At 50.5% G+C, this 24,921-nt stretch carries 20 protein-coding genes and 1 tRNA gene; 16 read left to right on the top strand and 5 right to left on the bottom strand.

The window, feature by feature from the left end; translation table 11 throughout:
• The first annotated feature begins 1 nt into the window (after nucleotide 1).
• The 5 genes from ACFVRY_RS19325 (at nucleotide 2) to ACFVRY_RS19305 (ending at nucleotide 5,932) form a co-directional block, all read left to right on the top strand.
• A complete protein-coding gene (locus ACFVRY_RS19325) occupies nucleotides 2-1,657 on the top strand; it encodes a response regulator (protein WP_387501920.1) in 1,656 nt (551 codons plus the stop codon).
• Between the two features lie 368 nt (nucleotides 1,658-2,025).
• Nucleotides 2,026-2,157, top strand: coding sequence for an ion channel (locus ACFVRY_RS19320; RefSeq protein WP_387501919.1), 132 nt, complete (start codon nucleotides 2,026-2,028; stop codon nucleotides 2,155-2,157).
• Between the two features lie 117 nt (nucleotides 2,158-2,274).
• Nucleotides 2,275-3,981 carry a glycoside hydrolase family 13 protein gene (locus ACFVRY_RS19315; protein WP_387501918.1) on the top strand — a complete coding sequence of 569 codons (1,707 nt, stop codon included), beginning with the start codon at nucleotides 2,275-2,277 and terminating at the stop codon, nucleotides 3,979-3,981.
• A 178-nt stretch (nucleotides 3,982-4,159) separates the two neighbouring features.
• Nucleotides 4,160-4,894 carry a class I SAM-dependent methyltransferase gene (locus tag ACFVRY_RS19310; RefSeq protein WP_387501917.1) on the top strand — a complete coding sequence of 245 codons (735 nt, stop codon included), beginning with the start codon at nucleotides 4,160-4,162 and terminating at the stop codon, nucleotides 4,892-4,894.
• The gene (locus ACFVRY_RS19305) at nucleotides 4,895-5,932 is read left to right on the top strand and encodes an MBL fold metallo-hydrolase (protein ID WP_387501916.1); all 1,038 of its coding nucleotides are present in this window, start codon (nucleotides 4,895-4,897) and stop codon (nucleotides 5,930-5,932) included.
• 250 nt (nucleotides 5,933-6,182) lie between these two features.
• Here ACFVRY_RS19305 and ACFVRY_RS19300 read toward each other — a convergent pair whose 3' ends face one another.
• On the bottom strand, nucleotides 6,183-6,785 hold the full coding sequence (locus ACFVRY_RS19300; protein WP_387501914.1) for a phosphatidylglycerophosphatase A family protein: 603 nt from the start codon (nucleotides 6,783-6,785) through the stop codon (nucleotides 6,183-6,185).
• Between the two features lie 206 nt (nucleotides 6,786-6,991).
• Here ACFVRY_RS19300 and ACFVRY_RS19295 point away from each other — a divergent pair, with 206 nt between their 5' ends.
• The 3 genes from ACFVRY_RS19295 (at nucleotide 6,992) to ACFVRY_RS19285 (ending at nucleotide 9,680) form a co-directional block, all read left to right on the top strand.
• Nucleotides 6,992-8,116, top strand: coding sequence for a GerMN domain-containing protein (locus tag ACFVRY_RS19295; RefSeq protein ID WP_387501913.1), 1,125 nt, complete (start codon nucleotides 6,992-6,994; stop codon nucleotides 8,114-8,116).
• A 162-nt stretch (nucleotides 8,117-8,278) separates the two neighbouring features.
• Nucleotides 8,279-9,037, top strand: coding sequence for a ribonuclease PH (rph, locus tag ACFVRY_RS19290; RefSeq protein WP_387501912.1), 759 nt, complete (start codon nucleotides 8,279-8,281; stop codon nucleotides 9,035-9,037).
• 1 nt (nucleotide 9,038) lies between these two features.
• Nucleotides 9,039-9,680 carry an XTP/dITP diphosphatase gene (locus tag ACFVRY_RS19285; protein WP_387501910.1) on the top strand — a complete coding sequence of 214 codons (642 nt, stop codon included), beginning with the start codon at nucleotides 9,039-9,041 and terminating at the stop codon, nucleotides 9,678-9,680.
• 996 nt (nucleotides 9,681-10,676) lie between these two features.
• On the opposite strand, the gene ACFVRY_RS19280 is transcribed toward ACFVRY_RS19285, so the two are convergent.
• Together ACFVRY_RS19280 and ACFVRY_RS19275 are read right to left on the bottom strand one after the other, a co-directional pair.
• A complete protein-coding gene (locus ACFVRY_RS19280; RefSeq protein WP_387501909.1) occupies nucleotides 10,677-13,181 on the bottom strand; it encodes a glycosyl hydrolase family 18 protein in 2,505 nt (834 codons plus the stop codon).
• A 182-nt stretch (nucleotides 13,182-13,363) separates the two neighbouring features.
• Nucleotides 13,364-15,331, bottom strand: a complete 1,968-nt coding sequence (locus ACFVRY_RS19275) for a glycosyl hydrolase family 18 protein (protein ID WP_387501908.1) — start codon at nucleotides 15,329-15,331, stop codon at nucleotides 13,364-13,366.
• Nucleotides 15,332-16,084: 753 nt separating this feature from the next.
• On the opposite strand from ACFVRY_RS19275, the gene ACFVRY_RS19270 reads away from it, so the two are divergent.
• The 4 genes from ACFVRY_RS19270 (at nucleotide 16,085) to ACFVRY_RS19255 (ending at nucleotide 18,998) form a co-directional block, all read left to right on the top strand.
• Entirely contained in the window at nucleotides 16,085-16,504 is a 420-nt protein-coding gene (locus ACFVRY_RS19270) for an NfeD family protein (protein ID WP_387501906.1), read from the top strand.
• Nucleotides 16,505-16,517: 13 nt separating this feature from the next.
• Complete coding sequence (locus ACFVRY_RS19265) at nucleotides 16,518-17,453, top strand: SPFH domain-containing protein (RefSeq protein ID WP_066376762.1); 936 nt, start codon at nucleotides 16,518-16,520, stop codon at nucleotides 17,451-17,453.
• 98 nt (nucleotides 17,454-17,551) lie between these two features.
• Nucleotides 17,552-18,007 (top strand): cupin domain-containing protein, encoded by a 456-nt coding sequence (locus tag ACFVRY_RS19260; protein WP_387501905.1) that lies wholly within the window; start codon nucleotides 17,552-17,554, stop codon nucleotides 18,005-18,007.
• A 154-nt stretch (nucleotides 18,008-18,161) separates the two neighbouring features.
• Nucleotides 18,162-18,998 carry an aldo/keto reductase gene (locus ACFVRY_RS19255; protein WP_387501904.1) on the top strand — a complete coding sequence of 279 codons (837 nt, stop codon included), beginning with the start codon at nucleotides 18,162-18,164 and terminating at the stop codon, nucleotides 18,996-18,998.
• Nucleotides 18,999-19,106: 108 nt separating this feature from the next.
• Here ACFVRY_RS19255 and asnB read toward each other — a convergent pair whose 3' ends face one another.
• On the bottom strand, nucleotides 19,107-20,951 hold the full coding sequence (gene asnB / locus ACFVRY_RS19250; protein ID WP_387501903.1) for an asparagine synthase (glutamine-hydrolyzing): 1,845 nt from the start codon (nucleotides 20,949-20,951) through the stop codon (nucleotides 19,107-19,109).
• A gap of 145 nt (nucleotides 20,952-21,096) precedes the next feature.
• On the opposite strand from asnB, the gene ACFVRY_RS19245 reads away from it, so the two are divergent.
• Both ACFVRY_RS19245 and ACFVRY_RS19240 read left to right on the top strand, forming a co-directional pair.
• Complete coding sequence (locus ACFVRY_RS19245) at nucleotides 21,097-21,453, top strand: hypothetical protein (protein WP_387501902.1); 357 nt, start codon at nucleotides 21,097-21,099, stop codon at nucleotides 21,451-21,453.
• A 195-nt stretch (nucleotides 21,454-21,648) separates the two neighbouring features.
• Nucleotides 21,649-21,722 (top strand) — tRNA-Arg (locus ACFVRY_RS19240).
• 78 nt (nucleotides 21,723-21,800) lie between these two features.
• Here the strand turns inward: ACFVRY_RS19240 and ACFVRY_RS19235 are convergent.
• Nucleotides 21,801-22,709 (bottom strand): serine hydrolase domain-containing protein, encoded by a 909-nt coding sequence (locus ACFVRY_RS19235; RefSeq protein ID WP_387501901.1) that lies wholly within the window; start codon nucleotides 22,707-22,709, stop codon nucleotides 21,801-21,803.
• A gap of 417 nt (nucleotides 22,710-23,126) precedes the next feature.
• Here ACFVRY_RS19235 and ACFVRY_RS19230 point away from each other — a divergent pair, with 417 nt between their 5' ends.
• Both ACFVRY_RS19230 and ACFVRY_RS19225 read left to right on the top strand, forming a co-directional pair.
• Nucleotides 23,127-24,137: a LacI family DNA-binding transcriptional regulator gene (locus ACFVRY_RS19230; RefSeq protein WP_387501900.1), complete on the top strand. Its 1,011-nt coding sequence runs from the start codon at nucleotides 23,127-23,129 to the stop codon at nucleotides 24,135-24,137.
• A 34-nt stretch (nucleotides 24,138-24,171) separates the two neighbouring features.
• Nucleotides 24,172-24,921 (top strand): alpha/beta hydrolase, encoded by a 750-nt coding sequence (locus ACFVRY_RS19225; RefSeq protein WP_387501899.1) that lies wholly within the window; start codon nucleotides 24,172-24,174, stop codon nucleotides 24,919-24,921.

Below are 24,921 nucleotides of genomic sequence, written 5' to 3'. Positions count from 1 at the left end.
AATGAAGCTGAGGCTGCTGATTGCTGAAGATGAAGATACCATTCGTGAAGGTATTGTAAACATGATTGACTGGAGGTCACATCAGATTGAAGTGGTTGGCGAAGCGGGCAATGGCACTGAGGCACTAGCGCTAATGGAGGATCATCCACCTGATCTCCTGCTGACGGATATTCGGATGCCGCAGATGAACGGGCTGGAATTAATTGAAGCCGCTCAGCGCAAGGGTTATGGCTTTCGCTCGATTATTTTGTCCGGCTATAATGAATTCTCTTATGCCAAACAAGCAATTTCGCTCGGCGTTGTGGATTATGTGCTGAAGCCTTGCCGCCCCGAAGAGATACTGAAGACGGTGCTAAAAGCCAAGAATGCTATCGAAGCCCAGCGCAGCCAGGAGAATGTGCTGTTCGAGAAGGAGCGTTCCTGGCACAAGAATGCGCCATTGGTCAAAAGCCAGGTGCTGTCGCAGTGGATTCATCATCCTCCCGTTCCGCTGGAACGACGCGAGGAATTGATTGAAGAGCTGTCCATGGCGATTGCGACCGAAGGACCGCAGATTGGTCTCGTCAGCTTTGACATTGAGCCACTTTCTGCGAGAAGTAAAGGGCAGGATTTTGTCTTGCTGCGATATGCGGCGCTCAATATTATCAGAGAGACACTGGGGCCAATCTATAAAGGCCGGATCGAGACCTTTCACGACGGGAATCACCTGCTCTGGATCGGTAGTGGCCTTGTGGCAGGTGATCAGCGGAAGGTCTATCGGGCACCTGCGAACCTGAAGGATGCCATTGGGAAGTTGCAGGACAATCTGGAGAAATATCTCAAGCTGTCGATCAGTATTGCGGTAGGCTCCTGTCGCACACATCTCTCGGAAGCGCATCTGTCCTATATGGAAGCGAACCAGGCGATGGAATTGCGTTTTCTGAACGGCAAGGGCGGAGTCTATTTTTACACTGAAGGAACTGCGGGACAATCCGGTCCTTGTGCCGAGGTGGTTAGTATATTGGAAGACGAAGGGCTGAATGCTCTGGAGGATGAGATGTTGTCCGCGGTGACGGCGGGCAGCTACGAAGTCGCTCTAGATTTGCTGGAGCGCTGGTTGGACCGCTTCCGCAGCAATCCGCTCTGTCTTAAGCAGGAAGTTAATATCCGGGCGACGGCGCTGGTGGTTCGTCTGAAGCGGCTGACCCAAGAGAAGCAGGTAGCCGGATTTGAATGGAAGCAGCATCTGGTGAACTGGATGGAGCAGGCCCCGCAGGTGGAGACGCTGGAAGAGCTGTCAGCGATCCTGAACATGGTGATGCAAAGCGTTGTCGAGGCGTTCTCCAACCATCGTCCGCTGCACCGCACTGTGGTAACGGCGCTGGAGATTATCAGGCAGAAATACAACACGAACCTGACGCTGGAGTATGTGGCCAAGGAAGCTTACGTGTCCAACACTTATTTAAGCTCGTTGTTCAGACAAGAGTTGGGTGTGAACTTTCTAGATTATCTGCACCAATATCGGGTGGAGGAAGCGAAGAAGCTGCTCCGGCAGAACCTGAAGATGTATGCGGTAGCGAAGCTGGTCGGGTACGGAGAGGAACGCCATTTCAGCGCGACCTTCAAGAAGTGGACGGGGCTCACGCCCTCCCAGTATCAGAAAGGTCTGGAGAAATAGTCTGAGAAGTGTGTTTTGCTGAAAATAGTAACGTGGGGGATATGCTGGACCGGTAGGAGACAATACATTACAGAGCAGGAGAAAGGAGTTTTATATAGAGTGTTTAAAAATAGCCCTCCCTCATTTGAGGCTAAGAGAGGCTTGGATACCGGGAAAATATACCGTTAAGCATTCGGTTTTGCTTCATTTTCCATTAATAACTGGAATTTCTCCTGTTAAAACCTCTTTTTACTCGTAAGGCTCTAAATATGAGGGGATTAGCAGGAGTTTTTCCAGTTATTTTTATGAAATAAGGAAATTTAACTAAAATAACAGGAGTTATTCCCGTTAATCCCAAGCCCTGTAGATTGGGGAGGACTTTTCGGCGCATGACAATCGGCTACGGATGTACTACCCCGCTCTCGCATGCTGTCCGCGCATTCGCCTGGCTCACATTAATCCTCGGCATTGATCTGCTAGCGGCCTGCTTGATTACACGGGAGGCTTCGAAAGAATTATAGCAGGATGTTATCTCCTTCTGTCGCAGTGGTTAAAATAGACTAATGTGTCCGCGCAGTCAGGCTACTGTTTCGGCTTGCTGCATTCATGCGGACGCTGCACAGAAGGAGGATCTCGTCATGAACCCCAAATGGTGGAAGGAAAGCGTAGTGTACCAGATCTATCCGATCAGCTTCATGGACAGCAATGGCGATGGCATCGGAGATTTACGCGGCGTCATCTCGAAGCTGGATTACCTGCAGGAGTTGGGTGTGGATATGATCTGGGTCTGCCCGATTTATAAATCTCCGAACCATGATAATGGTTACGATATCAGTGATTATTGCGACATCATGAAAGAATTCGGTACGATGGATGATTTTGATATGATGCTGCGTGAAATCCATGCCCGAGGCATGAAGCTGATGATGGATCTTGTGCTGAATCATACTTCCCATGAGCATCCTTGGTTCATAGAATCCAGAGCCTCGAAGGATAATCCTAAGCGGGACTATTATATATGGAGAAAAGGGAAGAATGGCGGTCCGCCAAATAATTGGGAATCCTACTTCAGCGGTTCGGTATGGGAGCTTGATCCCCAGACGGATGAATATTATCTTCATCTGTACTCCAAGTACCAGCCGGACTTGAACTGGGAGAATCCAGTGGTAATTGACAAGCTGCATGAAATGGTGCAGTGGTGGCTGAAGAAGGGTGTTGATGGCTTCCGTTTCGATGCGATTGCCCATATTGCCAAGACCCATGGCTACCCTGATGCGTTGAATCCTGCAGGTACGTCGACCGTACGGGCATACGAGATGTTCTCCAACTTGGAGAATGTGCATACGTTGCTCCAGAACCTGCATGACCAGGTACTTTATTATTACGACATTATGACGGTGGGCGAGACCTCAGGTCTGGGACCGGAGCAGGCGCTGGATTATGTCGGTGACGGACGGCGGGAGTTGAATATGACCTTCCAGTTCGAGCATATGTTCATCGATGCGGCTTCCCCGGGCAGTGGAAAATGGGATGTCGTGCCGTGGAGTCTGCTGGACCTCAAACAGATTATCACGAACTGGCAGACGGTTCTGCATGACCAGGGCTGGAATGCGAATTACCTCTGCAACCATGACCAACCACGCTCGGTGTCACGGTTCGGGAATGATCTCTATTATCGTGTCCCGTCGGCTAAAATGCTGGCGACCTTCATCCAAATGCTGGAGGGTACGCCTTATATCTATCAGGGCGAGGAGATCGGGATGACGAATGTCGCCTTTGAATCCATTGATAATTACCGTGATGTAGAGACACTGAATTATTATGAAGAGAGACGTCGTGCGGGGGTACCTGAAGAGAAGATCATGGCCGCGATTCATGCTAAAAGCCGTGATAACGCTCGCACACCCATGCAGTGGGATGATGGTCACGAAGGCGGATTCACGACCGGTGTTCCCTGGCTCAAAGTGAACTCTAATGCGCTGGAGATTAATGCTATGAACGCAGTCAAGGACCCTGACTCTATCTATCACTACTATAGACAATTGATTGCGCTAAGAAAGCAGCATAAGGTAATTGTCTATGGTAAATATGAATTGCTGCTACCCGATGATCACGAAATCTATGTCTACACCCGGACCCTAGAGGACCAGCAGCTGCTGGTTATCTTGAACTTTTTTGACAAGGAGCCTGTATGTCAGCTGCCATCCGGGGTCGTGCCGGAGAAGAGTCAACTGCTGATATCCAACTACCCCCTGGCAAAAGAGGAGGACTTGGCACATCTAAAGCTTCGGCCCTACGAAGCCAGAGTCTATTTGCAGAGTCTGAAAGACGGCGCCGCGAACTGAGCGTAAGAACAATGAATGGCTAGGGCGCATTCATTACAGAAGACAGGCGGGGAGGAGTTGCTCCCGGCCTGTTATTTTTTACCACGGCTGCGACTTTGCTTTAAATGGAAAAGGCGTTACAATAAACGGTAATATACATAAGGCATGAATGGGAAGCAGTTTTGGGAGGAGAGACATAATGGCTGAGTGGTATGAGAAGAGCTTCGGTGAGGATTATCTGATCGTCTATAGACACCGTGATTTCGGAGGCGCGCGGCGAGAGGTGGAGCAGATGATCAATTGGCTGGATCTGCCGGCGGGTTCGAACGTACTGGATCTGTGCTGCGGGATGGGCCGTCATTCGCTAGCCTTGGCGGAAGCTGGTTTCAACGTCACTGGTGTGGACCTATCAGAAGCGCTGCTACGAGAGGCACGGTCACAAGAAGGAGCGGAGCAGGTAACCTGGATTCGCTCAGATATGCGGGAGCTTCCCCTGGAAGGCGGCTTTGATGCGGTGGTGAACCTGTTCACTTCATTCGGCTACTTTGAAGAGGATGGGGAGCAGGTTAAGGTACTTCGGGAGATCTACCGTATGCTGAAGCCCGGCGGCAGATTCATTATTGATTTTCTGAACCCTGCTTATGTTATCCATCATCTGGTTCCCCATTCTACACGTGAAGACGGCTTGAATCATATTGAAGAGCATAGAGTGATTGAGGACGGCTATGTGAAAAAAGATATTATTCTGACTGCAGGGATGGACGGGGAACCTCGTCGTTATCATGAACGGGTAAAGCTGTATTCGCTGGAGAAGTTTCGAGAGATGCTGGAGCAGGCGGGGCTGCGGATTCAGTCTGTTCATGGGAGCTATGACGAAGCTGATTATGATGCGGAGACTTCCAAGCGGATGATTTTCCGGGGCGTAAGGCCGTAGATGGTATCGGGCAAAAGAATTCGCGAAAACGAAGGCTTCCCGCGGAAAGCCGACATCACTTCTTGGGACAATGGCGCGATTCTGCAGATATCGGTGCCGATGGACCCGCCGCTGCGCCGGGTGAACAGCTACCTTCTGCCAGGACCGGGCGGAACGGTCACGGTGATAGACCCTGGTCCACACAAAGAGGAAAGTGTACTAGCTTGGCAGGGCGTATTACAGGAACTGGACTTGCGATGGGAACAGGTGCAGGATATCGTTGTTACGCATCATCACCCCGACCATTACGGCCTGTCCGGATGGATGCAAGAACGCAGCGGCGGCAAGGTGTGGATGACGGAGCGTGCCCATGCCGAGGCGTCACTAATGTGGGGCGAGAAATCCATAATGAATGAGACACTGCCTTTGTTCTTCGCCAGACATGGCATGCCGGAAGCCCTGACGGCGGAAATCCGGGTTCATCTGGAGAGCTTCACGCCGCAGGTTACCCCGCAGCCGGAGATTACCGCCCTTGATCCAGCGGCGCCCTTTACGATGGGCGGCCGGGTATGGCAGCCGGTGGTGACGGGAGGACATGCCCCGGGGCATGTCTCGTTCTACCACGCCGGCAGCGGGGCTATGATCTGCGGCGATGCCGTGCTGCCGCAGATCTCTCCCAACATCAGCCTACACCCCGGCGGCGATGGTGGGCCGCTGCTCACGTTCCTGCAGGGACTGGAGCAGCTAGGGAGTTACCCGGTGAGCTTCGCGTATCCGGGTCACCGGGAGCCGTTCAGCGGCTTTACGGAGCGGACCCAAAGTCTGCTCCGTCACCACGAAGAACGGCTGGACACCGCCGAGGCGCTGCTGCAAGGCGGCCTGCTCAGCGGCTTCGCGATCTGCGAAGCCTTGTTCCGGGGCCGGGTGACAACGGCGCATCAGATGCGCTTCGCCATGAGCGAAGCGCTGGCTCACCTCGCCGAGCTGGTGCGGCGAGGCCGAATTGTGGAGTCCGGTACAGAGAACGCCATTTTGTTTGCACTGGCGAAGTCTGGATGAGTCCTTTTCCCGATAGGCTGCTTTTAACATTATCGACCACAGTACAAGTTTCCGTTTATTGAATGATTCCACGAGGGCACCGGTGATAGAGGAGTCCTGTAACATAATAAAGCCTCCATAAACACTTTACGTGTGGGAATGGAGGCCTCTTTTTGTTCTATAAAGCATGTCAAAAGTCGATTTGATTCATCCGAGAGTCAATTTACACCAACTATGGCACGACTCTGTTACACCAGTTCAGGCTCAAGAATTATTCAGGCTGTTCCCCGTCTTGAGGAACCGTCTTACTGGCGGCAGATTCGCTGTCCTCTGGAGCATGCGCCAGCCCATAATCTTTTTCCCGCTCGGCTTGCTTGCGGTGGGCAATTCGGCTGCTTGCCGCTGCGGCCACAGCGCCTACAATATCATCGAGATAGGTATGAACCTGTCCCGTGCTCTTGTCATTCAGGCGCTCCAGTACCCCCGGCTTCAGTTTATCTACATAACCGTAGTTGGTGAAGCCGATACTGCCATACACATTGACGATAGAGAAGGCGAGAATCTCGTCCACCCCATATAATCCCTCATCATTTTCAATCATATCCTGAAGAGGCGGGAACAGCTTGCCCTCTTCGGCCAGAATATCCAGCTGGATGCCGGTTAGTACCGCATTCTGTACTTCCCGCTTGCTGAGCACCATCTCGACGTTGTGAACACACTCGTCCATCGTTAGGCCCGGATAATATTTTTGCTGTAGCAGCATTACCAGCTCGGCAATTTCCAGCAGTGATACTCCACGTTTGTGCAGCCAGGCATAGGTTGCGTCTGCGACCGCCTTGCTGTTCAGACTGTAAGGCATTTTTGCATCAGCCATGCTCAGTCACCCCGTTAATGAGTCGTTGGTTGTCAGCGGTGGTTCAGGTCGATATGATCTATCCGCTGTACTTGGAATTTTACTTTTATGGGACAGATTTGTCCAGAAAGGCGAAATTAGGATAAGCTCTTGTTATTTTTTGGACAGAGGGCTCGTATACATAGCAGTATTAAATGCTTATCCAACCTTGAAAGGGGCAATTCATTATGAATCGAAAGCAATATATCCGCGGCTTGTCCGCAGCCTGCCTGCTGGCCGTTCCACTAACGCTCTCCGGTTGCAACTGGTTTGGTTCTGAATCTGCCGCAGTTGATCCGCCGCCAAGTGAGGTCGAAGCGCAGATGCTTCAGATCAGCGGGGATTCTACACTGGATTCCGGTGTGATGGGGCGAGTGACGGAAGAAGATACAGGTAACGTTACAAGCAAAGATAAGAAGGCATCGACTGCAAAAGCCGATGGTCCGCGCACCACCGTATATCTGGAGGATGAACACGGTCTCCTCGCGCCGATCTCGCTTGCACTTCCCAAGGGGGATAAGAAGGCTGCGCTGAAGAACTCACTTACCGCACTGGTAAGCCAAGGTCCACTAGCAGCTTCGCTTCCGACCGGGTTTCAAGGCGTACTGCCTGCCGGAACAGCTGTGAAAGATGTCACCGTCGATCCTGCAACGGGACTTGCCGTAGTCGAGTTCAATGAGTCGTTTGGTTCCTATGAAGCCAAGGATGAGCGCAAGCTGCTGGAGGCGGTCACCTGGACGCTAACCGGACAGGACGAAATCAAAGGCGTTCAGCTCTGGGTCGACGGCAAAAAACTAACCGAAATGCCGCTTAAGGGTACGCCGCTGGATCGCCCGCTCTCCCGCACCATGGGCATCAATCTGCCGAAACACAGCACGAATGTCATGAATTCCAGTGCAGTTACGGTTTATTTCTCCGCAGAATCGCCTGATGGTACTCAATATTATGTTCCGGTCACCCGTTTTGTAGACCCGGCGCAGGAGCCGCTTAAGGCGGCGCTGAATGAATTAATTACGGGTCCGGAATCAGACAACGGTCTGCAGATGGTGATGACGGAGGGAACGAAGCTGGATTCTGTGGATGCGGGCCAGAACGGTGTGATTACCGTATCACTAAGGGACGACATGTTCGCTGATGCCAAGGATGTACCGGCGGAAATGCTGGAATCCGTCGTACTTACGGTCGCTCAGAATACAGGGGATTCCCTTGTGCAGATTGTGATGAACGGGAAGACTGCGGTGACTGGAACGGATCATGTGGATTACGGTAAACCGGTTTCTGCCCCAGAATATGTGAACGAGCTGCCGCTTTAATCAATGGTTGTGGCGGTCAAAAAGATGCTTTTGTGCCTGCTCTTTGGTAGAATAAAGGTTGCGCAAAAAACGTACGCCTGCGCCCGCGGTCCAAGTTGCGGCAGGCGTGTGGGGAAACGGCTAGGACAAACTTTTAGCTATTCGATGTAGGAGGCAGAAAAGATGAGATCAAACGGGCGAAACGTCGACGAATTGCGTCACGTGAAGATAACGACCCAAGTAAATAAATATGCCGAGGGCTCTGTACTTATAGAGATGGGCGACACTAAGGTGATCTGTACAGCAACAGTGGAAGAGAAGGTTCCGCCCTTTCTGAAGGGGCAAGGCAAAGGCTGGGTAACCGCAGAGTATTCCATGCTCCCACGGGCAACCCAGACTCGTAACCAGCGGGAAGCCGCTCGTGGCAAGCTGACGGGCCGGACGATGGAGATCCAGCGGCTAATTGGCCGGGCACTGCGTTCCGTTGTAAATCTGCAGGCTCTAGGCGAGCGGAGCATCACACTGGACTGTGATGTGATTCAGGCGGATGGGGGAACCCGGACCGCTTCGATCACAGGAGCTTTTGTAGCCATGGTGTTCGCTATCAATAAGCTGGCACAGGACCGTAAATTGAGTCAATTCCCGGTTACGGATTACCTCGCAGCCATCAGTGTCGGAGTTGTGGGCGATAAAGCTTTGCTTGATTTGAACTATGAAGAGGATTCCAAAGCGAAAGTCGATATGAATGTCGTTATGACCGGCGCCGGTGCATTTGTGGAACTGCAGGGTACTGGTGAAGACAGACCATTCACGCGTCAGGAGCTCGATCAACTACTAGGGCTTGGCGAGAAGGGGGTTTACGAGCTGATTGCCGCACAGAAAGAAGTTCTGGGCGAGGTCGCTCTGAAAATCCAATCGGGTCAGCCAGGTCAGGAGGTCTAGTATGAGCTCCGCAGGTGATATTCTTATTGTAGCTACGAAGAACAAAGGGAAGCTTCGTGAATTTCAGCATGCCTTTGAGCCGCTGGGACTGACAGTCAAGAGCATGTATGACTATCCTGAGCTGCCTGATGTGGTGGAGGATGGCGAGACTTTTGCCGCGAATGCGTTCAAGAAGTCGAAAGCAGTGGGCGATGCCCTTGGACTGCCCGTACTTGCCGATGATTCTGGCCTGTGTGTGGATGCGCTGGATGGCAGACCGGGCGTCTATTCTGCTCGTTATGCCGGCGAAGGTGCCACAGATTCGGACAATAATCTGAAGCTGCTCGGCGAACTGGAAGGACTGAAGCAGGGGGAGGACACGGACCAACCGCTTTTGAGTACAGCCCGATTCGTATGCACCTTGTCACTTTATGATCCGTCTACGGGACAGGAACTTACGGCAGAAGGATCAGTGAACGGCTGGATTACTTCTGAGCCTTCCGGGGCTGGGGGCTTTGGCTATGATCAGCTGTTCTACCTGCCAGGATATGAGAAGACGATGGCGGAGCTGACTCTGACCGAGAAGCAGGGCATTAGTCACCGGGGCGCAGCACTTCGAGCGTTGACCGAGAAGCTTGCGGCGCAAGGCGGCGTCCGGCCGTAAAGGCTGATCCCTTCGTGTAAGCGTAAGCCAGAAGATAACAGAATTTAGACCCTCCCGTTTAGCGGGAGCTGCGGGTACATAAATAAGCTTGCAGGACAAGGCTTGGGCCTTGGTTCTGCAAGCTTATTTTGCTTTATGAAAATCTTCAGTAATAAAGCTTCATTTTAGAACACCACGTAGTTTGGAAAATGACGTCCTCGTCTCAATAAGGTCCGTTTTGTCGTCTAATAGTAGAAAATGCACCCTTTGAGCTTCCTTTGAATCTCCCTTTGAATCATTCATTATCACAAAAGGTTAACTCTTCGGGTAAGAAATTTGCTGAAAGATCAACTTCGCTCGATAGGGCATGGGAATAACGGGAATAGCTCCTGTTATTTTGGCTAAATTCTCTTCTTTTCACAAGATAACTGGATAAACTCCCGTTAATTTCTTTGAATTTACGCATTTTACGGATAAAAGAGGTTTTTAACGGGAGAAATTCCAGTTATTCGGGATAAATAAGGTTAACGAAAGCATTTAACGGTATATTTTCCTGCTATCCAATCATCAAAATCACTTTATGCTCAAACACGGGCTTAGACCAATATTCAGGCGAAGTGTGGAGTATGGAGTATGGAGTATGGAGTGTGGAGTGTGGACTGCGGACTGCGGACGCTGTGACTGACTCCCTTATCCCCCGGGTTCAACCTTCTCTGCTCGCCAGAATTAGGAATGCTCGGCTACAGATGTGTTGCTCAGATGCGCCAGATACCCAAGCCACACTAAGTCACTTCAAACTACACTAAGCTATTTGAAGCAACTCAAGCAACTCAAGCAACTCAAGCAACTCAAGCTACTCCAAGCCTGCCCATTCCGGATGTTAGATTTTTAAAATCACACTAACTATTCGCTTATTCGAGTGAATGGGATTCCATGAAATCAGAAGCAGCACGTGTTTAAGTTAGCAATCCTATACACCCACAATGGCCAGAGATCAGTCCTTGTGGCTTAAGCCTGCTAGAGTAGCTTCCAAAGTGCAGGGGTAGTAGCAGGCTCCCATCCTATCAGGGAGGTGTGGGGCTGGAGGCAGGCATACGACTTGCCACTGTAAGTGACAGTGTCGCCTGCTTTGTAGGCAATCCCTACTGCCCAGGCTGTGCCAGCAGTCGAAGGCGTCGGTGTCGGTGTCGGTGTTACTGTTGCGGTTGGCGCTGCTGTTGCAGTCGGTGAAGGGGTTGCGGTGGCAGCGGGTGTTGCTGTCGGTGCCCCGCAAGCACTAATGAATTTCCAGACGCCATCCGGACCGCTGAGATCGGGACGGTCGCCCTGAGTCCACCATTTCGCTTCATACAGTGAGCCGTTGTAGGATGCACGCTGGCCTTGCGTGTAGACCGACGATGCATTCCAGGCTGCAGCCGCACACGATCCCGGCGTTGGAGTGACGCTAGGTGTTGGCGCTGCTGTCGGTGCAGCAGTTGGCGTAGCCGAAGGTGTTGGCGTTACTGTCGCTGTAGCAGTTGCTGTAGCCGATGGTGTTGCAGTCGGTGCAATAGTTGGTGTAGTTGTAGGTTTAGCTGTTGGCGTGGCTGATGGTGTCACCGTTGCTGTAGCCGCTGGTGTTGATGTCGGTGCAGTAGTTGGTGTAGTTGTAGGTTTAGCCGTTGGTGTGGCTGAAGGTGCCACTGTTGGTGTCGCAGAAGGCGTCGGTGTTGGGGTTACGCCTCCATACAATTTGTCATACTCCTGCTGAGATGAACTTCCGTTAAGTGTGACCCGTTGCGGACCGCCGGAAAAATTCAGCTTCATCATACCTGGAATGTCCAGGGTTGTTCCATTCGCCAGAGTTTGGCTGGCCGTACCGGTAATACGGTAGCGGTTAAAGTCCCAGGCTGTAGCAATTTGCTCCACAGTGCCCGCTCCCCAGGCGGAAGTCAGAGTGGTGGTGGTAGGCAAATCGAATTCCAGCTTCCAGCCCCCTGGAATATCGGTGCCGGTGTTGTTTGTGATTTTCAGAGAGTAGGTATAGTTCGGATGGTCATAGGTCCCGCTGAAATTGACGCTGAAGTTTTTCGGTGCTGGAAGTTGCGGTTTGGGAGGTCCGCCTGGCAATGTAGCATTCTTGAGCTGATTATAGGCGAAATCCGTCAGCGAGGTACCGTACGTGTAGGTGCCGTCCGCTCTTTGGGAGTAGTCGCCGGTTAGTTCCCAGAACATCATGCCGCCAAGGCCCTTTTGCTTGATGTAGTCGAGTTTGTAGCCAAGGGATTCCTGGTCTTCATAGGTTAAGAATATTTTCTTATCCGCGTTGAAGAGGTAGGGCGTCTTGGTTACAGGATCGAAGTAGCGTTTGTTCGCCGGGTCCTTGAGCAAATTGAGTATATGCCAGATCGGATTTGCTCCGGCAGGCTGCTCTGGCGCTGGATCATTCCAAATTCCATAATCGCCGTCCGCGCCGCCTCCCGTGATCGGTGCAGTGCCATATAGGCCAGTATTGTTGATACCTCCGCTTACATTCTTCCAGCCTCGTGAATAGTAAGGAACGCCGATCACTATTTTCTCCGGGGGCAGGGTGCCGAGGTAGTAGCGAACGGCCCAATCGGTGTTCAGGACGGGTGTCCCCAGCGCGGCGGTCTCCGTATCTCTGGAGTCCGGATACAGGGCGGAATGCGGCCCGACATAACCGTTCCATGCGCCGTGAAAATCATAGGTCATGAGGTTGGCCCAATCCAGATATTGATTAGCTTCTCCCAGCTTCATGCCGCCGAGAATCCAGGAGGAAGCAGTAGCAGCGACAGTGAGATCATACTTTTGGTTGTCTTGCGCACCAGCTTGATCCAGCTTCTCCCGCAGCTTCTTCATAAGTAAGACGTAGTTGTTATAATTCACGCCGCGAAGCGGCTCCGCGGCCCCAAAATCATTAGGATTTCCGGACTGTGCCGTTCCGGACGGATACTCCCAGTCGATATCCACGCCGTTGAATTGGTAGGTGCGCAGGAAGGTAATCACACTGTTTGCGAACGTTTCCCGTCCAGCTTCTGAATTGGCCATGTTGTAGAATCCGCCGGAGCCTGCCCAGCCACCAACCGAAATCAGGGTGCGCACATCCGGATAGAGCTGCTTGTATTTAACGAGCTGATTGAAATACCCTTTAAATGGAAGTGAGGTTAATTGTCCGGGGTAATCCTTCTCGATGGCTGCCGTGCGGTCCATGAGTTCGATTTTGTTCTGTGCGCTGACTTGGGCAAATGCATAGTTAATATGGGTGATTTTACTCCACGGAATTTTATCTACAGTGTAAAAGCCTTTGTTCGCCTGGTCTCCCCATTCCGGGAAATAGGCGACAATTTTGCGGGGGTGATCAGGAGCCGGTGGAACTGCGGCAGCGCTCGCTCCTTCGGCCTGGGCAATGCTTTGTGATCCGGCACCTGCACCCGCATACAGGGGAATCAGAAGAATCAGGCTCAGCATAGCGGCGAGAAAACGGGCGGGGAACGGATGCCTTAAACGTGTATTTGTTTTCATGGGGCAATCCTCCTTTGAAATGTAGGGGATGATGGCATTCAGACCATATACAGAAGACGGCGCTTCCCAAGCGTCAATCCTGAGTGTAGTGAGCATTCGGGATCAAGTTGCTACGGAAAGCGCCGTAATCAAATAGAGTGGCACTCATCATGTACCAATGTTAACTCGGTCGTGTACTAAGGTTAGTTTAGTTTCCAGAGGGCCGGTGTATTAGCTGGCTCCCAGCTTACAATGGAAGTGTGGGGCTGCAGGCAAGTATAGGATTTGCCGCTATAGCTGACCACATCACCGACTTTGTACGCTACACCTGCCGCCCAGGTGGAAACGCCCGGTGATACCGTTGGGCTTGGTGTAGGTGTAGCTGTTGGAGCCACCGTTGCGGTTGGCGTCGGCGTTGGTGTTGGTGTTGGAGCCACCGTTGCTGTCGGTGTTGGCGCTACAGTAGCAGTTGGGCTAGCTGTGGGAGTACCGCATACGCTGATGAATTTCCATACCTCATCAGGGCCGCTAAGATCGGGACGATCACCTTGTGTCCACCATTTGGCCTCATAGAGCGATCCGTTATAGGAAGCACGTTGACCCTGGGTGTAAATCGTAGTAGCACTCCAAGCTATAGCACATTGTCCCGGTGTAGTAGTCGGTGTAGGCGTTACAGTTGGTGTAGCCGTAGGTGCTACTGTTGCTGTCGGTGTTGCAGTTGGTGTTGCTGTTGGTGTTGCTGTTGCTGTTGGTGTTGCTGTTGGGGAAGGCGTCGGTGTTGTGGACGGTGTCGCTGTTGGCGAAGGGGTCGGCACTACGCCTCCAGAAAGATCCGTAATGAGTTTGTTTTGCAGCGTTTTGTTACGGTCGCCGCTGACTTCCCAGAACATGGCACCAGCCAGACCCTTGAACTTCAGGTAACTAATCTTGTACCCAAAGGACTCTACATCGTCATAGGTGATGAAGATTCGAGTCGAAGGGTTATAGAGATAAGGGACCTTGGCGGTATTGTTCCAATATCGGGTGTAGCCGTTCTTGTTAATATAGTTAGCTTCTAGGTCATAGAAATCGTAGCTTCCGTTCTCCCAAGTGCCTGTGCCGGAAATGCCGGCGGATACCTGATATTGTCCATTGCTTGCACTCGGTGCTCCGCCGTAGCCACGACCATAGAAGGGCATACCCATTACGAGTTTGCTGGCGGGCACGCCACTTGCCAAATGAGATGTAATTGCCTTGTCGATATTGTAATTCTGCGGATCGGTAAGTCCGGACGAGCCTGCTGCCGGATCGTAGTACAGCGGAGCATTATGACCGGTGGTTGGATTCCAGCTGCCATTAAAGTCGTAGGTCATAATGTTGATCCAGTCGACTACAGAGGCGATGCCAGCCATATCATTATTAGCTACATAAGACGGACCTGCGCCGGAGGCAATGGTCAGCAGATAGGTTTTGCCGTCTGCTTGCCCGGCAGTGTTCAGCTTCTCCCGTATCTTTTGTAGGAGCAGTACATAGTTCCCCCTGTCCGCAGGACGAACACTATTGCCAGCCAGACCGCCGCTCACCGGGTATTCCCAGTCGAGATCGACGCCGTCCATCTTGTATTTGCGAATAAAATCAACGGCGGAGTTAGCAAACACCTCACGGGTGACCGCCGATGCTGCTACGTCCGAGAAGCGGTTCGACCAGGTCCAGCCGCCAACAGAAATGAGGGTTTTGAGGTTCGGGTTCCGCTCTTTCAGCTTCCAGAGTTGCTTCAGGTTGCCTTTGATGGGATCATCCCATTTGTCATCTCCGAAGCTCTTTCCAGCATCAATCCAAGGATCGCCGAGAACAATCGTGCCGTTTGGAACATTTATAGTTTGAGCTTGCTCATTTTGACAGGTCCAGGTTACGGGATTCGGTCCGGTAGGATCGGAATTGCCATGAATGCCATTCCAACAGATATCAGCGAACGCGTAGTTAATTACATTCATCTTGGTAGGGTCGATATCCGATACGTTATAATTGCGTGCATAGGCAGCCCACGAAGGATAATAACCAACTAACTTGTAATCCTGTGCCGCATTGACAGTCTTGATGTTTGCGCCCAAAGCGGAGAAGAGGGTAACCAGAAGTGCTGCGACCATTCCAATGGCAAAGGTTTTACGTGAGCTTTTTTTCTTGAATATCATTGACGAACTACCTCCCTGGTTCAATGTTTGGACCGGAATCCGTACAGCAAGAAGTTCTGGCTTTCACCCCCTTGGTCTTAAAAGATTCACCTTCACCCTGTTGATTTCTATCATTTCAATAGCCTAATAAAAAGTGGAGAGAGCCGTGAAATGCTAGAGTAACTCAATTCGTTTAAAATGTAAGCGTTTCCTGAAATTCTTCGTACGCAATGTTAATTTTCCTTACTCTTGAAATGTAACATGTCTTGTAGGGGTTGGGATAATGCCGAGAAAGTCTGGAAGGGATAGGGAAAGTTGAATTAGAAGGATGATTTACATGGGAAGCGGTGAAGGTAATTTCTATTTTCGGTTAAGTTTTGTGAATATGCTAGGGATAAAATTATATAATAGAGGGGTAAAATTTTCTAATATATGGACTAATGCTCATAAAAACCCTTTTATTATTTTTATGAAATAGTCATTTTTAGTAGTTCATGGTATGTTAGTTGCCCTTACGGGTTATTTAGTGTGCGATGATGTATACCTATTCTCACTTCGAAAAGAGATCGAAGGAATCTATAAGTCTATTTGTTTTGAATTTGTTAGCTTTTGGGTCTGAACCATCTTTTTCAGATGAAAATGCAGACTGACACATAACCCTCAAGGTGGTGAAATATATATCATATGTATGCCTTAGACGACTTTTTTTTCAAAGGATGCAACGCGCTGCCAATTTTTTCGTTATAGTAGTATATAGGGAAGGTGGTGTACCCCATGGTCATTTGGGCTATCTGGTTTATTGTAGCCGGTCTCCTGCTCGTTGTAGAAATGATGACGCTTACGTTTTATCTGCTTTGGCTATGCATTGGTGCTGCAGTCGCGGGTCTGGTCTCACTTATCATGCCGGACGCTATTCTGATTCAAGTTGTGCTTGGCTCGCTGGTTGCCATTGGTTTGACACTGTTCTCCAAGCCGATTGTGGCTAGGTTTCGTAGTTCCAGAGGCTTCAAGGATACAGGGACGGATATTGTCGGAAGACAGGGGATTGTTGTCGAGCCAATTGAACCGGGGCGTTATGGCCAGGTCAAAGTTGGCGGGGATACCTGGAGTGCAAGCTCGTCACAAGTGCTGGGTAAAGATGAAGTTGTCAAGATCATTGGAAGAAGCAGTACCATTATTGAAGTAGAACGATAGGGGGCGTGTAAGAATGGAATGGATCATTATTGGGGTTGTACTTTTTGTGGTAATTGTATTTGTAGCTTTGACGGTCAAAATTGTACCACAGCAGCGGGTGGGGGTTGTCGAGCGTCTCGGTAAATTTCACCGTCTGTTAAAACCGGGTCTGAACATCCTTATTCCAGTTATTGATCAGGTGCGCACTTATCATGATTTGCGGATTCAACAGGCCAATGTGCCGCCACAGACAGTGATTACGAAGGATAACGTGCAGGTGCAGATTGATACGATTATTTTCTATCAGGTAGTTGGACCAGAAGAAGCCACTTACGGTATTTCTGATTACGTCTATGGGGTGCGCAACATTTCCACGGCAACCATGCGGCAGATTATCGGTAAGCTGGAGCTGGATGAGACTTTGTCTGGCCGGGAAAAAATCTCTACCGAGATCCGGATTGCCCTTGATGAGGCGACGGAGAAATGGGGCGTGCGGATTGAGCGCGTCGAGGTTATTGACATTAAGCCGCCGGTTGATATTCAAGAAGCGATGGATAAGCAGATGAAGGCGGAACGTAGTAAGCGGGCGATCGTGCTGGAAGCCGAAGCTGCCAAGCAGGATATGATCTTGCGCGCGGAAGGCGACAAGCAGAGTAAGATCCTTAAGGCGGAAGGGGATAAAGAAGCCCGTATCCGCGAAGCGGAAGGTTTGCGTCAGGCACAGGAGCTGGAAGCGCTGGGTGAGGCGAAGGCGATTCAAGCCGTAGCCGAAGCAGAGAAGGTTCGGATTGAGCTCCTCCGTACTGCGGGACTGGATGAGAATGTATTGGCGTATCGTTCCTTTGAGGCTCTGACTGAAATCGCTAAAGGACCGGCGAATAAAGTATTCTTGCCGTCTAGCACAGTAGAGACTCTGGGTAGTCTCGGGGCAATTGCTGAAGTATTCAAGGCTAGCAAGGACGGAAAGTAAGCAGATAATAGACAAAGGCTTTTTATTCCGTTAAAGTGGAAGCGAAACCGGGAGAATGAACCGGTGAAATTTCCCAAACGAGTAAGGAGAGAAGAAAGTTGACACAAAAAGAAATTTCCCCGTTAGTGGAGGCGCTAGGCTTACAGCCTCATGTCGAAGGCGGTTGGTACAAAAGGCTTTGGGTATCTTCTTTTGAAATTCCGCAGAACACGCTTGGTGAGGCTTATTCTGGCCCACGAGGCTCGGCCTCTTCCATCTATTTTTTGCTGCATGGAGATGAAAGTTCGGATTGGCATACCGTGCTGTCTGATGAGGTTTGGCTTTGGCATTCCGGCAGTCCGATTGTCTTGAGTATTGGTGGCACTGGCGATAAGCCGGAAGATGTACAGGAAGTGATTTTGGGTACGAATATCGCAGCAGGCCAACAGCCGCAGGCGATTGTTCCGGCAGGGGCATGGCAAGCGGCCCGCACGCTTGGCGAAGAGCCAGCGCTGGTGTCGTGCATTGTTTCGCCAGAGTTCCATTTTGATGATTTCAAGCTAATTGAGAAGTAGCAGACAGGCGCGGGCAGCAATTGCCCGCGTTTTTTTGTTTGTTTTTTTCTGGAAGGACAATCTGGTATACTTATTTTGGTAAGTATCAGCTTCTGGAACCTGTTTTTAGGTTAAGTATGATGAAGTGAACAATACACGTTTGGAGGGTGAAGCAATGAGTACATTGAACGGACCGTTTACAGGCGGCCCCACATTAAATGACGGCGTGACTATGCCATGGCTCGGAATTGGTGTCTGGCAGACCAAGGATGGCGAAGAGGTTGTCCATGCAGTGAAATCGGCACTAGAGGTAGGCTATCGTAGCATTGATACTGCGGCGGCGTATAGGAATGAAGAAGGTGTCGGACGAGGCATACGGGAAAGTGGAGTGGCGCGCGAGGAACTGTTCATCACCACCAAATTGTGGAACGGCGATCAAGGTTATGAGTCTGCGCTTCAGGCGTTTGAGGAAAGCCGGCGCAAGCTGGGGCTTGAGGTTATTGACTTGTATCTTATTCACTGGCCGGTTGCAGGGAAATACCGAGATTCTTGGAAAGCACTGGTCCATCTGCAAAAAGAGGGCTTGGTCAAATCCATCGGCGTGAGTAATTTCCAAATTCATCATCTCAAGGACATCATAGAAGATACCGGGGTTGTGCCTGCCGTCAACCAGGTTGAATTCCATCCGCTGCTGACTCAGCGCGAATTGCTGAAGTATAGCCGTGAGCAGGGTATTCAATTGGAAGCCTGGAGTCCACTCATGCAGGGGAATCTGGATCTTCCGCTGATTCAGGAACTGGCGACAAAATACGGAAAAACGCCTGCGCAGATTGTACTGCGGTGGGATATCCAGCAGGGTGTCATCACTATTCCGAAATCCGTTCATGCCACCCGTATTCAGGAAAATGCAGGCATCTTTGACTTCACACTCGGTGATGAGGATGTCAAGGCACTGGAAAATCTGAATCAGGACAGCCGGTTTGGGCCGGACCCGGACAATTTTAATTTCTAAATAATCCTTTGCCAGCCAAAGGATTTTTAATAGCCCGAGTACTACAAAACAGCAGGCTCCCAAGTTGGGGGTCTGCTGTTTTTGGTAGAGGATATCATCGAGTAGCAATTAACGGATAGCTACGTTATATGTGCGGAGCCAGAGATCTACCTGTGACAGGTAGGAGAACAGTTGCGGACCGGACATCAATTGCCCGAACCAGGGCAGATTGGTGGAGGATTCCGGCGAAGCAGCAATCTCGCGGATTTTGGCAGCATCAATCAAAGGAAGCAGCGGGGAGGAGGCATCATTAAGAATATTCAGCATCCGCTGGCGCACGGCATCTAGATAGGCCGGATTATGGGTTTTGGGGTAGGGACTTTTCTTGCGGTACAGCACATCATCTGGCAGGACGCCTTCCAGTGCTTTGCGCAGAATGCCTTTTTCCCGGTTGCCCACGGTCTTGATCTCCCAAGGAATATTCCAGACATACTGCACGAGCCGGTGGTCGCAAAAAGGTACGCGAACCTCGAGACCCACGCCCATACTCATCCGGTCTTTGCGGTCGAGCAGGGTAGGCATGAACCGGGTAATGTTAAGGTAGGACATAACACGCATTTGTGCTTGCTTGCCGGTTTCCCCGGCTAGGACAGGCACTTCGGCGACTGCGTCACTGTACCGATCCCCGAGATATTCCAGCGGCCGAATCCATTCGCCGATTTCCGGAGACAATAATCCGGCCCGCATCTTCGGGGCTACGGACCAAGGGAAAGTTCCAGAGGAGAGCATCTCTTCCCGGTGAAACCAAGGATAGCCGCCAAAGATTTCGTCAGCCGCTTCACCCGAAATGGCCACGGTTGCTTGCTTCTTGATCTCACGGCAGAACAAATAAAGAGAAGAGTCCACGTCCGTCATTCCTGGCAGGTCGCGAGAGTACAAGGCATTATCAAGAGCTTCGACCAGCTCCGGGGTATCGAAAGCGATGTAGTGGTGGTTCGTGTTCAATTCTTCCACCATCCGCTTGATCCAGGGGCCGTCTGCACCAGGTTGGAAGGTATGGCTCTTGAAATGCTTGTCGTTGTCAACATAATCGACCGAGAAGGTATTGATTTGCCCCTGGCCGGTGCGGTTGTAATAGCTGACAGCTAGCGCAGACAAGGCGCTGGAATCCAGTCCTCCAGACAGGAGGGAGCAGACCGGTACGTCGGAAACGAGTTGGCGCTCCAGCGTATCCTGCAGCAGCTCGCGCACCTTGGCGGCAGTTTCGTTCTCATTATCTGTGTGCTCGAAGCTTTCGAGTTTCCAGTAGGCATAGCTACGCAGTCCTTCCCGGCTGTAGATCATGGCGTGGCCAGGACGGAGTTCAAACATATCCTTGAAGACCCCTTGCCCGGGGGTGCGGGCAGGACCGACGATGAAGATTTCCGCAAGACCCTCAGGGCCCACAACGGGCTGCACTTTGGGATGTTGGAGCAGTGCTTTCGGCTCGGAGCCGAAGACGAAGACATCATCCACCTGACTATAGAAAAGCGGCTTGACGCCAAGGCGATCGCGTGCGAAGAACACCTGCTCTCGCCGGCCATCCCATATGGCAAAAGCAAAGATGCCATTCAACTTCTCAACGGAGTCTGGTCCCCACTCAATATAGGAATGGAGAAGAACCTCGGTATCGCACTCCGTGCGGAATTGGTGACCGCGTACGACCAGCTCCTTTTTCAGCTCGGGTGCATTATAGAGTTCTCCGTTATAAACAATTGCATATGCATGGTCCTCATGGCGGGTAATCATCGGTTGTGCGCCGTTTTCTGGATCTATTACGCTAAGTCTGCGATGTCCGAAGGCGACAGGTCCTGAAATCCAGGTGCCTGCTGCGTCCGGTCCGCGATTAGCCAATGTATCGGTCATTTTGACCAGTAGTCCCGAGTGCTGCGTAAGATCATCGCGCCACTGGATAAATCCGGTTATTCCGCACATGATGGTTCATCCTCTCTTTTTGTGCGATTGTTGTCCTTACTTTTTTGCCAAGTAATACAGATATATGCCGAAGCAAGGAATAAAATGTATGTCCTTATCCGAACACTAGGAGAGGGGGAAAATCGCCGGGAAGGATGGATGACAAGTGTATTATATTAAAGATGCCAAAATTCGCAGAATGACGGAATATGACGGAGCGCCATGCGCAGAGGTTGGGGTATTGCCAGGGGCTGCCGAGGATTCCGGGCTGCTTGTATATATCGTGGAGGACGAGCGCGAGGACGGGTACGAAATTGTGCGTATTGTGACGAACGATGCTAACACTGCTACAGACTGGTTCGACAATAACCTGCATGATGCCTTTGTAGATGTGACTTCAAACGCCTTTACCGGCAGCATTGTCATGAGTCCTGAGGAGGAACGATCCAAGTTCCAGCGAGAGCTGTTAATTTTTGGGGATTTGAAAAAGCAACTGGAGGATCATTTTCGGAGACTTTCCTAAGCATAAAATCCCGGTTTCGCTTTGTCCAAGGCCCGCGGAAAGGCGGGTCTTTGTGCAGGGTGATCTCAAGAGAGCATCCAGAAGAAAGCGCTGATTAGATAAGAAAATGAAAAAAACATGTGTTTTCTATAGTTATGCCTTGAAAAAAAATCTGAATAGGGTATAATAAATAACGTTGCGTTAATACATAATCATGTCCCGGTAGCTCAGCTGGATAGAGCATGCGCCTTCTAAGCGCACGGTCGGGGGTTCGAATCCCTTCCGGGACGTCATGAAAAAAGCCTTCCATATGGAAGGCTTTTTCTGTGTTTTCAGTTTCTTTTCTCGGGTAGGAGTGCTGCCGTCAGCTACAACTGTGGCCATATCTCTGACCATACAGCATTCAAGATTCCTTGCATATTCTCCTCTTGGCTGTTAATGGCGATGACAGCCTGCTTCTCCGGCAGGACAATACAGAACTGTCCGTAGGCCCCATCTGCCCGGTAGGCTTGATGAGTACACATCCAAAACTGGCAGCCGTAGCCTTGCCCCCAATCCGCCGGTCCATCGTTATCAATTCGCTTTCCGGTAACATAGTCTATCCACTCCGCTGGAATCAATTGCTTACCTTCCCATTCCCCTCTTTGCAGCATAAGCTGTCCGAAGCGACTCAATTCTTCCGTATTAATCACAAGTCCAGCGCAGCCGAGTGTTCTGCCAAGCGGGGTAGTCTCCCAGTAGACATCGTGGATGCCGAGTGGTGCGAACAGGCGTGGAACGAGATAGTCTTTCACGGTTTCGCCTACGGCCTCCTGAATCATAGCCGAGATCATAATGGTGTCTCCGCTGCTATACATGAACTTTTCACCTGGTACACGGTCGAGCGGCAGGGATAGATAATGCTTTACCCAATTTTTCTCCGGCAGAGTGGCTCGCTCTTCCGCCCAGAATGGCGGGTTATCATGTCCTGAAGACATACGAAGTAAGTCATAAAGGGTCAGCTCACCCGGCTGCATGGAGTCATCAGTAACACCGGTTAGAGGAGGGTATTCGGGAAAAAGATCTTTGAGTTTAGTTTCCAATGAAAGCTTGCCTTCTTCAATGGCCAGTCCAGCCGCCATAGCGGTAAAGGATTTACTGACCGAATGCTGGATACGGCGGATATCTTCCGCAAAGGCTACCTTGCCCAGCAACTTCCCTTGCTGCAGGACACGGACGCCAAAAACATTCCATCCGGATTCCCGGATCAGGGTTTCAAATGAGGTCAAGTTAAGCATAATTCCCCTTCTTTCTGCAGATGCTTCTATAAGTGTACAACCTGTTGAAGAAACAACACAAGTGGAAACGTTTCCTGAAATAGTAAGAAAAAAACGAGGAATAAGGTGGTTTAATCTCTTTTCTACGGTGGTGAAGAGAAATGCTTGATGAATTAAATTCCATTTATTAGTTATTGACATAAATTATGATTTATAATGAACGAAATACTATTGAAAAATTAAAATGGTACTTTTTTGATGTTGGACATTTTTGTTGACAATCCCAAAAATGATGTTCATAATGAACAAAGAAAGCGAATACAGATAGAGAATAGTTTCTTATTGTTATCATGGGAAACGTTTCCCATAGATTTTAGTTGTTTTCATAGCTGCATTTTATGTTATGAGAATTTGATAACCGGAGTGGAGAGAAAGAACATGAACATTAAGGATATTGCCAAACTATCGGGTGTGGGCATAGCCACGGTCTCGCGGGTCATCAATAATACGGGCGTAGTCAGTGAAGCCACCAGGGCGAAAGTCATGGAGGTTGTCAAAGAATACAACTACATTCCTAATGGAAATGCACGCAACCTGAAAAAGACACAATCCAATACGATTGCACTCATGGTTAAAGGGATCTCGAATCCGTTCTTCGCGAACATGATCAAGGAAGTAGAGCGCCAGGTAAACCTGCGCGGCTGTCCGCTCTTGATCCAGCATGTCGAAGACGGGGTGGACGAGATTAACACGGCCCTTCAACTGGTCAAGGAGAAGAATCTGTACGGAGTTATCTTCATGGGCGGTACTTATGATCACTCCGAAGAAAAGTTCAAGCAATTATCCATTCCATTCGTGCTTACGACCATCACGACGACTAAGGATGTTGATCCTTCGGTCTTTTCCAGTGTGGTCATTGATGATGTTCAGGAGTCGTATAAGGCGACAAGCTACCTGATCTCGCTCGGCCATCGGAAGATTTGTTTCCTAGCTCGATTCCCGTTGGTACAGCATACGACCGGAAACAGACGCCTGCTGGGGTACATCAAAGCACTTGAAGAGCATGGTATTGAGTATGATCCCGCACTGGTGGAGGATTGTGAATACAGTCCAAGTTCAGGGTTTACGGCAACCAAACGCTTGCTCAATAAGAAGAAGGAAATCACCGCAGTGTTCGCTGCATCGGATACGATTGCGATCGGGGCAGCTAAGGCGCTGCTGTCGCTTGGACTTTCCATTCCGAATGATGTGTCGATCATCGGCTTTGACGGCATTGAGATGGCTGAGTATTATCACCCCTCCCTCGATACCATCAGCCAACCCGGTGTGGACATGGCGAAAGCCAGCGTTGAAATTTTGTTTGACCTGATCTCGGGACAATCTGCGAACAAGCACACGGTATTTGAATCGGTGCTGGTTAAGCGCGGATCTTGTAGAAAAATCAAATAAATCGGCGTCAGTATTGAACAAAAGGAGATAGCATATGGCACTTTTAACCGTTGAGACAGGTTCTCCTACCTTGAGAATGACGACCACAGTCAATATCATCTCACCCGTTGATGCCGGCACAGGATCAGGCGGAATACTTTATCTGCTGCACGGCGCGGGTGACAATGCCAGCACCTGGCACAGACTAACTACCGCAGAGTTGTATGCAAGCCAATATGGCTGCACGGTGATTATGCCTCAAATGGGCAGAAGTTACTACACGGATATGGAGTACGGGCTGGATTACTTCCGCTATATTACACAGGAACTGCCCGAGTTCTGCGCGCGTCTGCTCAATCTTGAGTCCGATCCGCAGAAGACGTTCATCGCTGGTTTGTCGATGGGCGGGTACGGAGCGCTGAAATGTGCACTGACTTATCCGGAACGCTACAGCAAGGTCGTGTCCTTGTCGGGTGTTACTGATCTTCAGAAACGCTTGAATGATCCGCACATGGCCCCGGAGATGTCGAGGGAGATGATGGGGGTCTTTGGCAAGGGGTTGCAGGTGAAGCCGGATCAGGATATCCGCGTACTTGCGGACAAGCTGGTGGAGGATAACCGGTCACTGCCGCCCATTTTGACCTGCTGTGGTTCAGAGGATCCTTTTGTGGAGATGAACCGGGAATTCGCCGCATATATGGAGACGACACCTTATGATTTCAGGTATGTTGAAACACCCGGCAGCCATGAGTGGCGGTTCTGGGAGCAGCATCTGAAGACAACCTTTGATTTTCTATATAACTAA

Source organism: Paenibacillus sp. NPDC057934 (genome assembly GCF_042887565.1).
Taxonomy (GTDB): domain Bacteria; phylum Bacillota; class Bacilli; order Paenibacillales; family Paenibacillaceae; genus Paenibacillus_AQ.
This window is presented reverse-complemented; position numbering and strand designations above follow the sequence as displayed.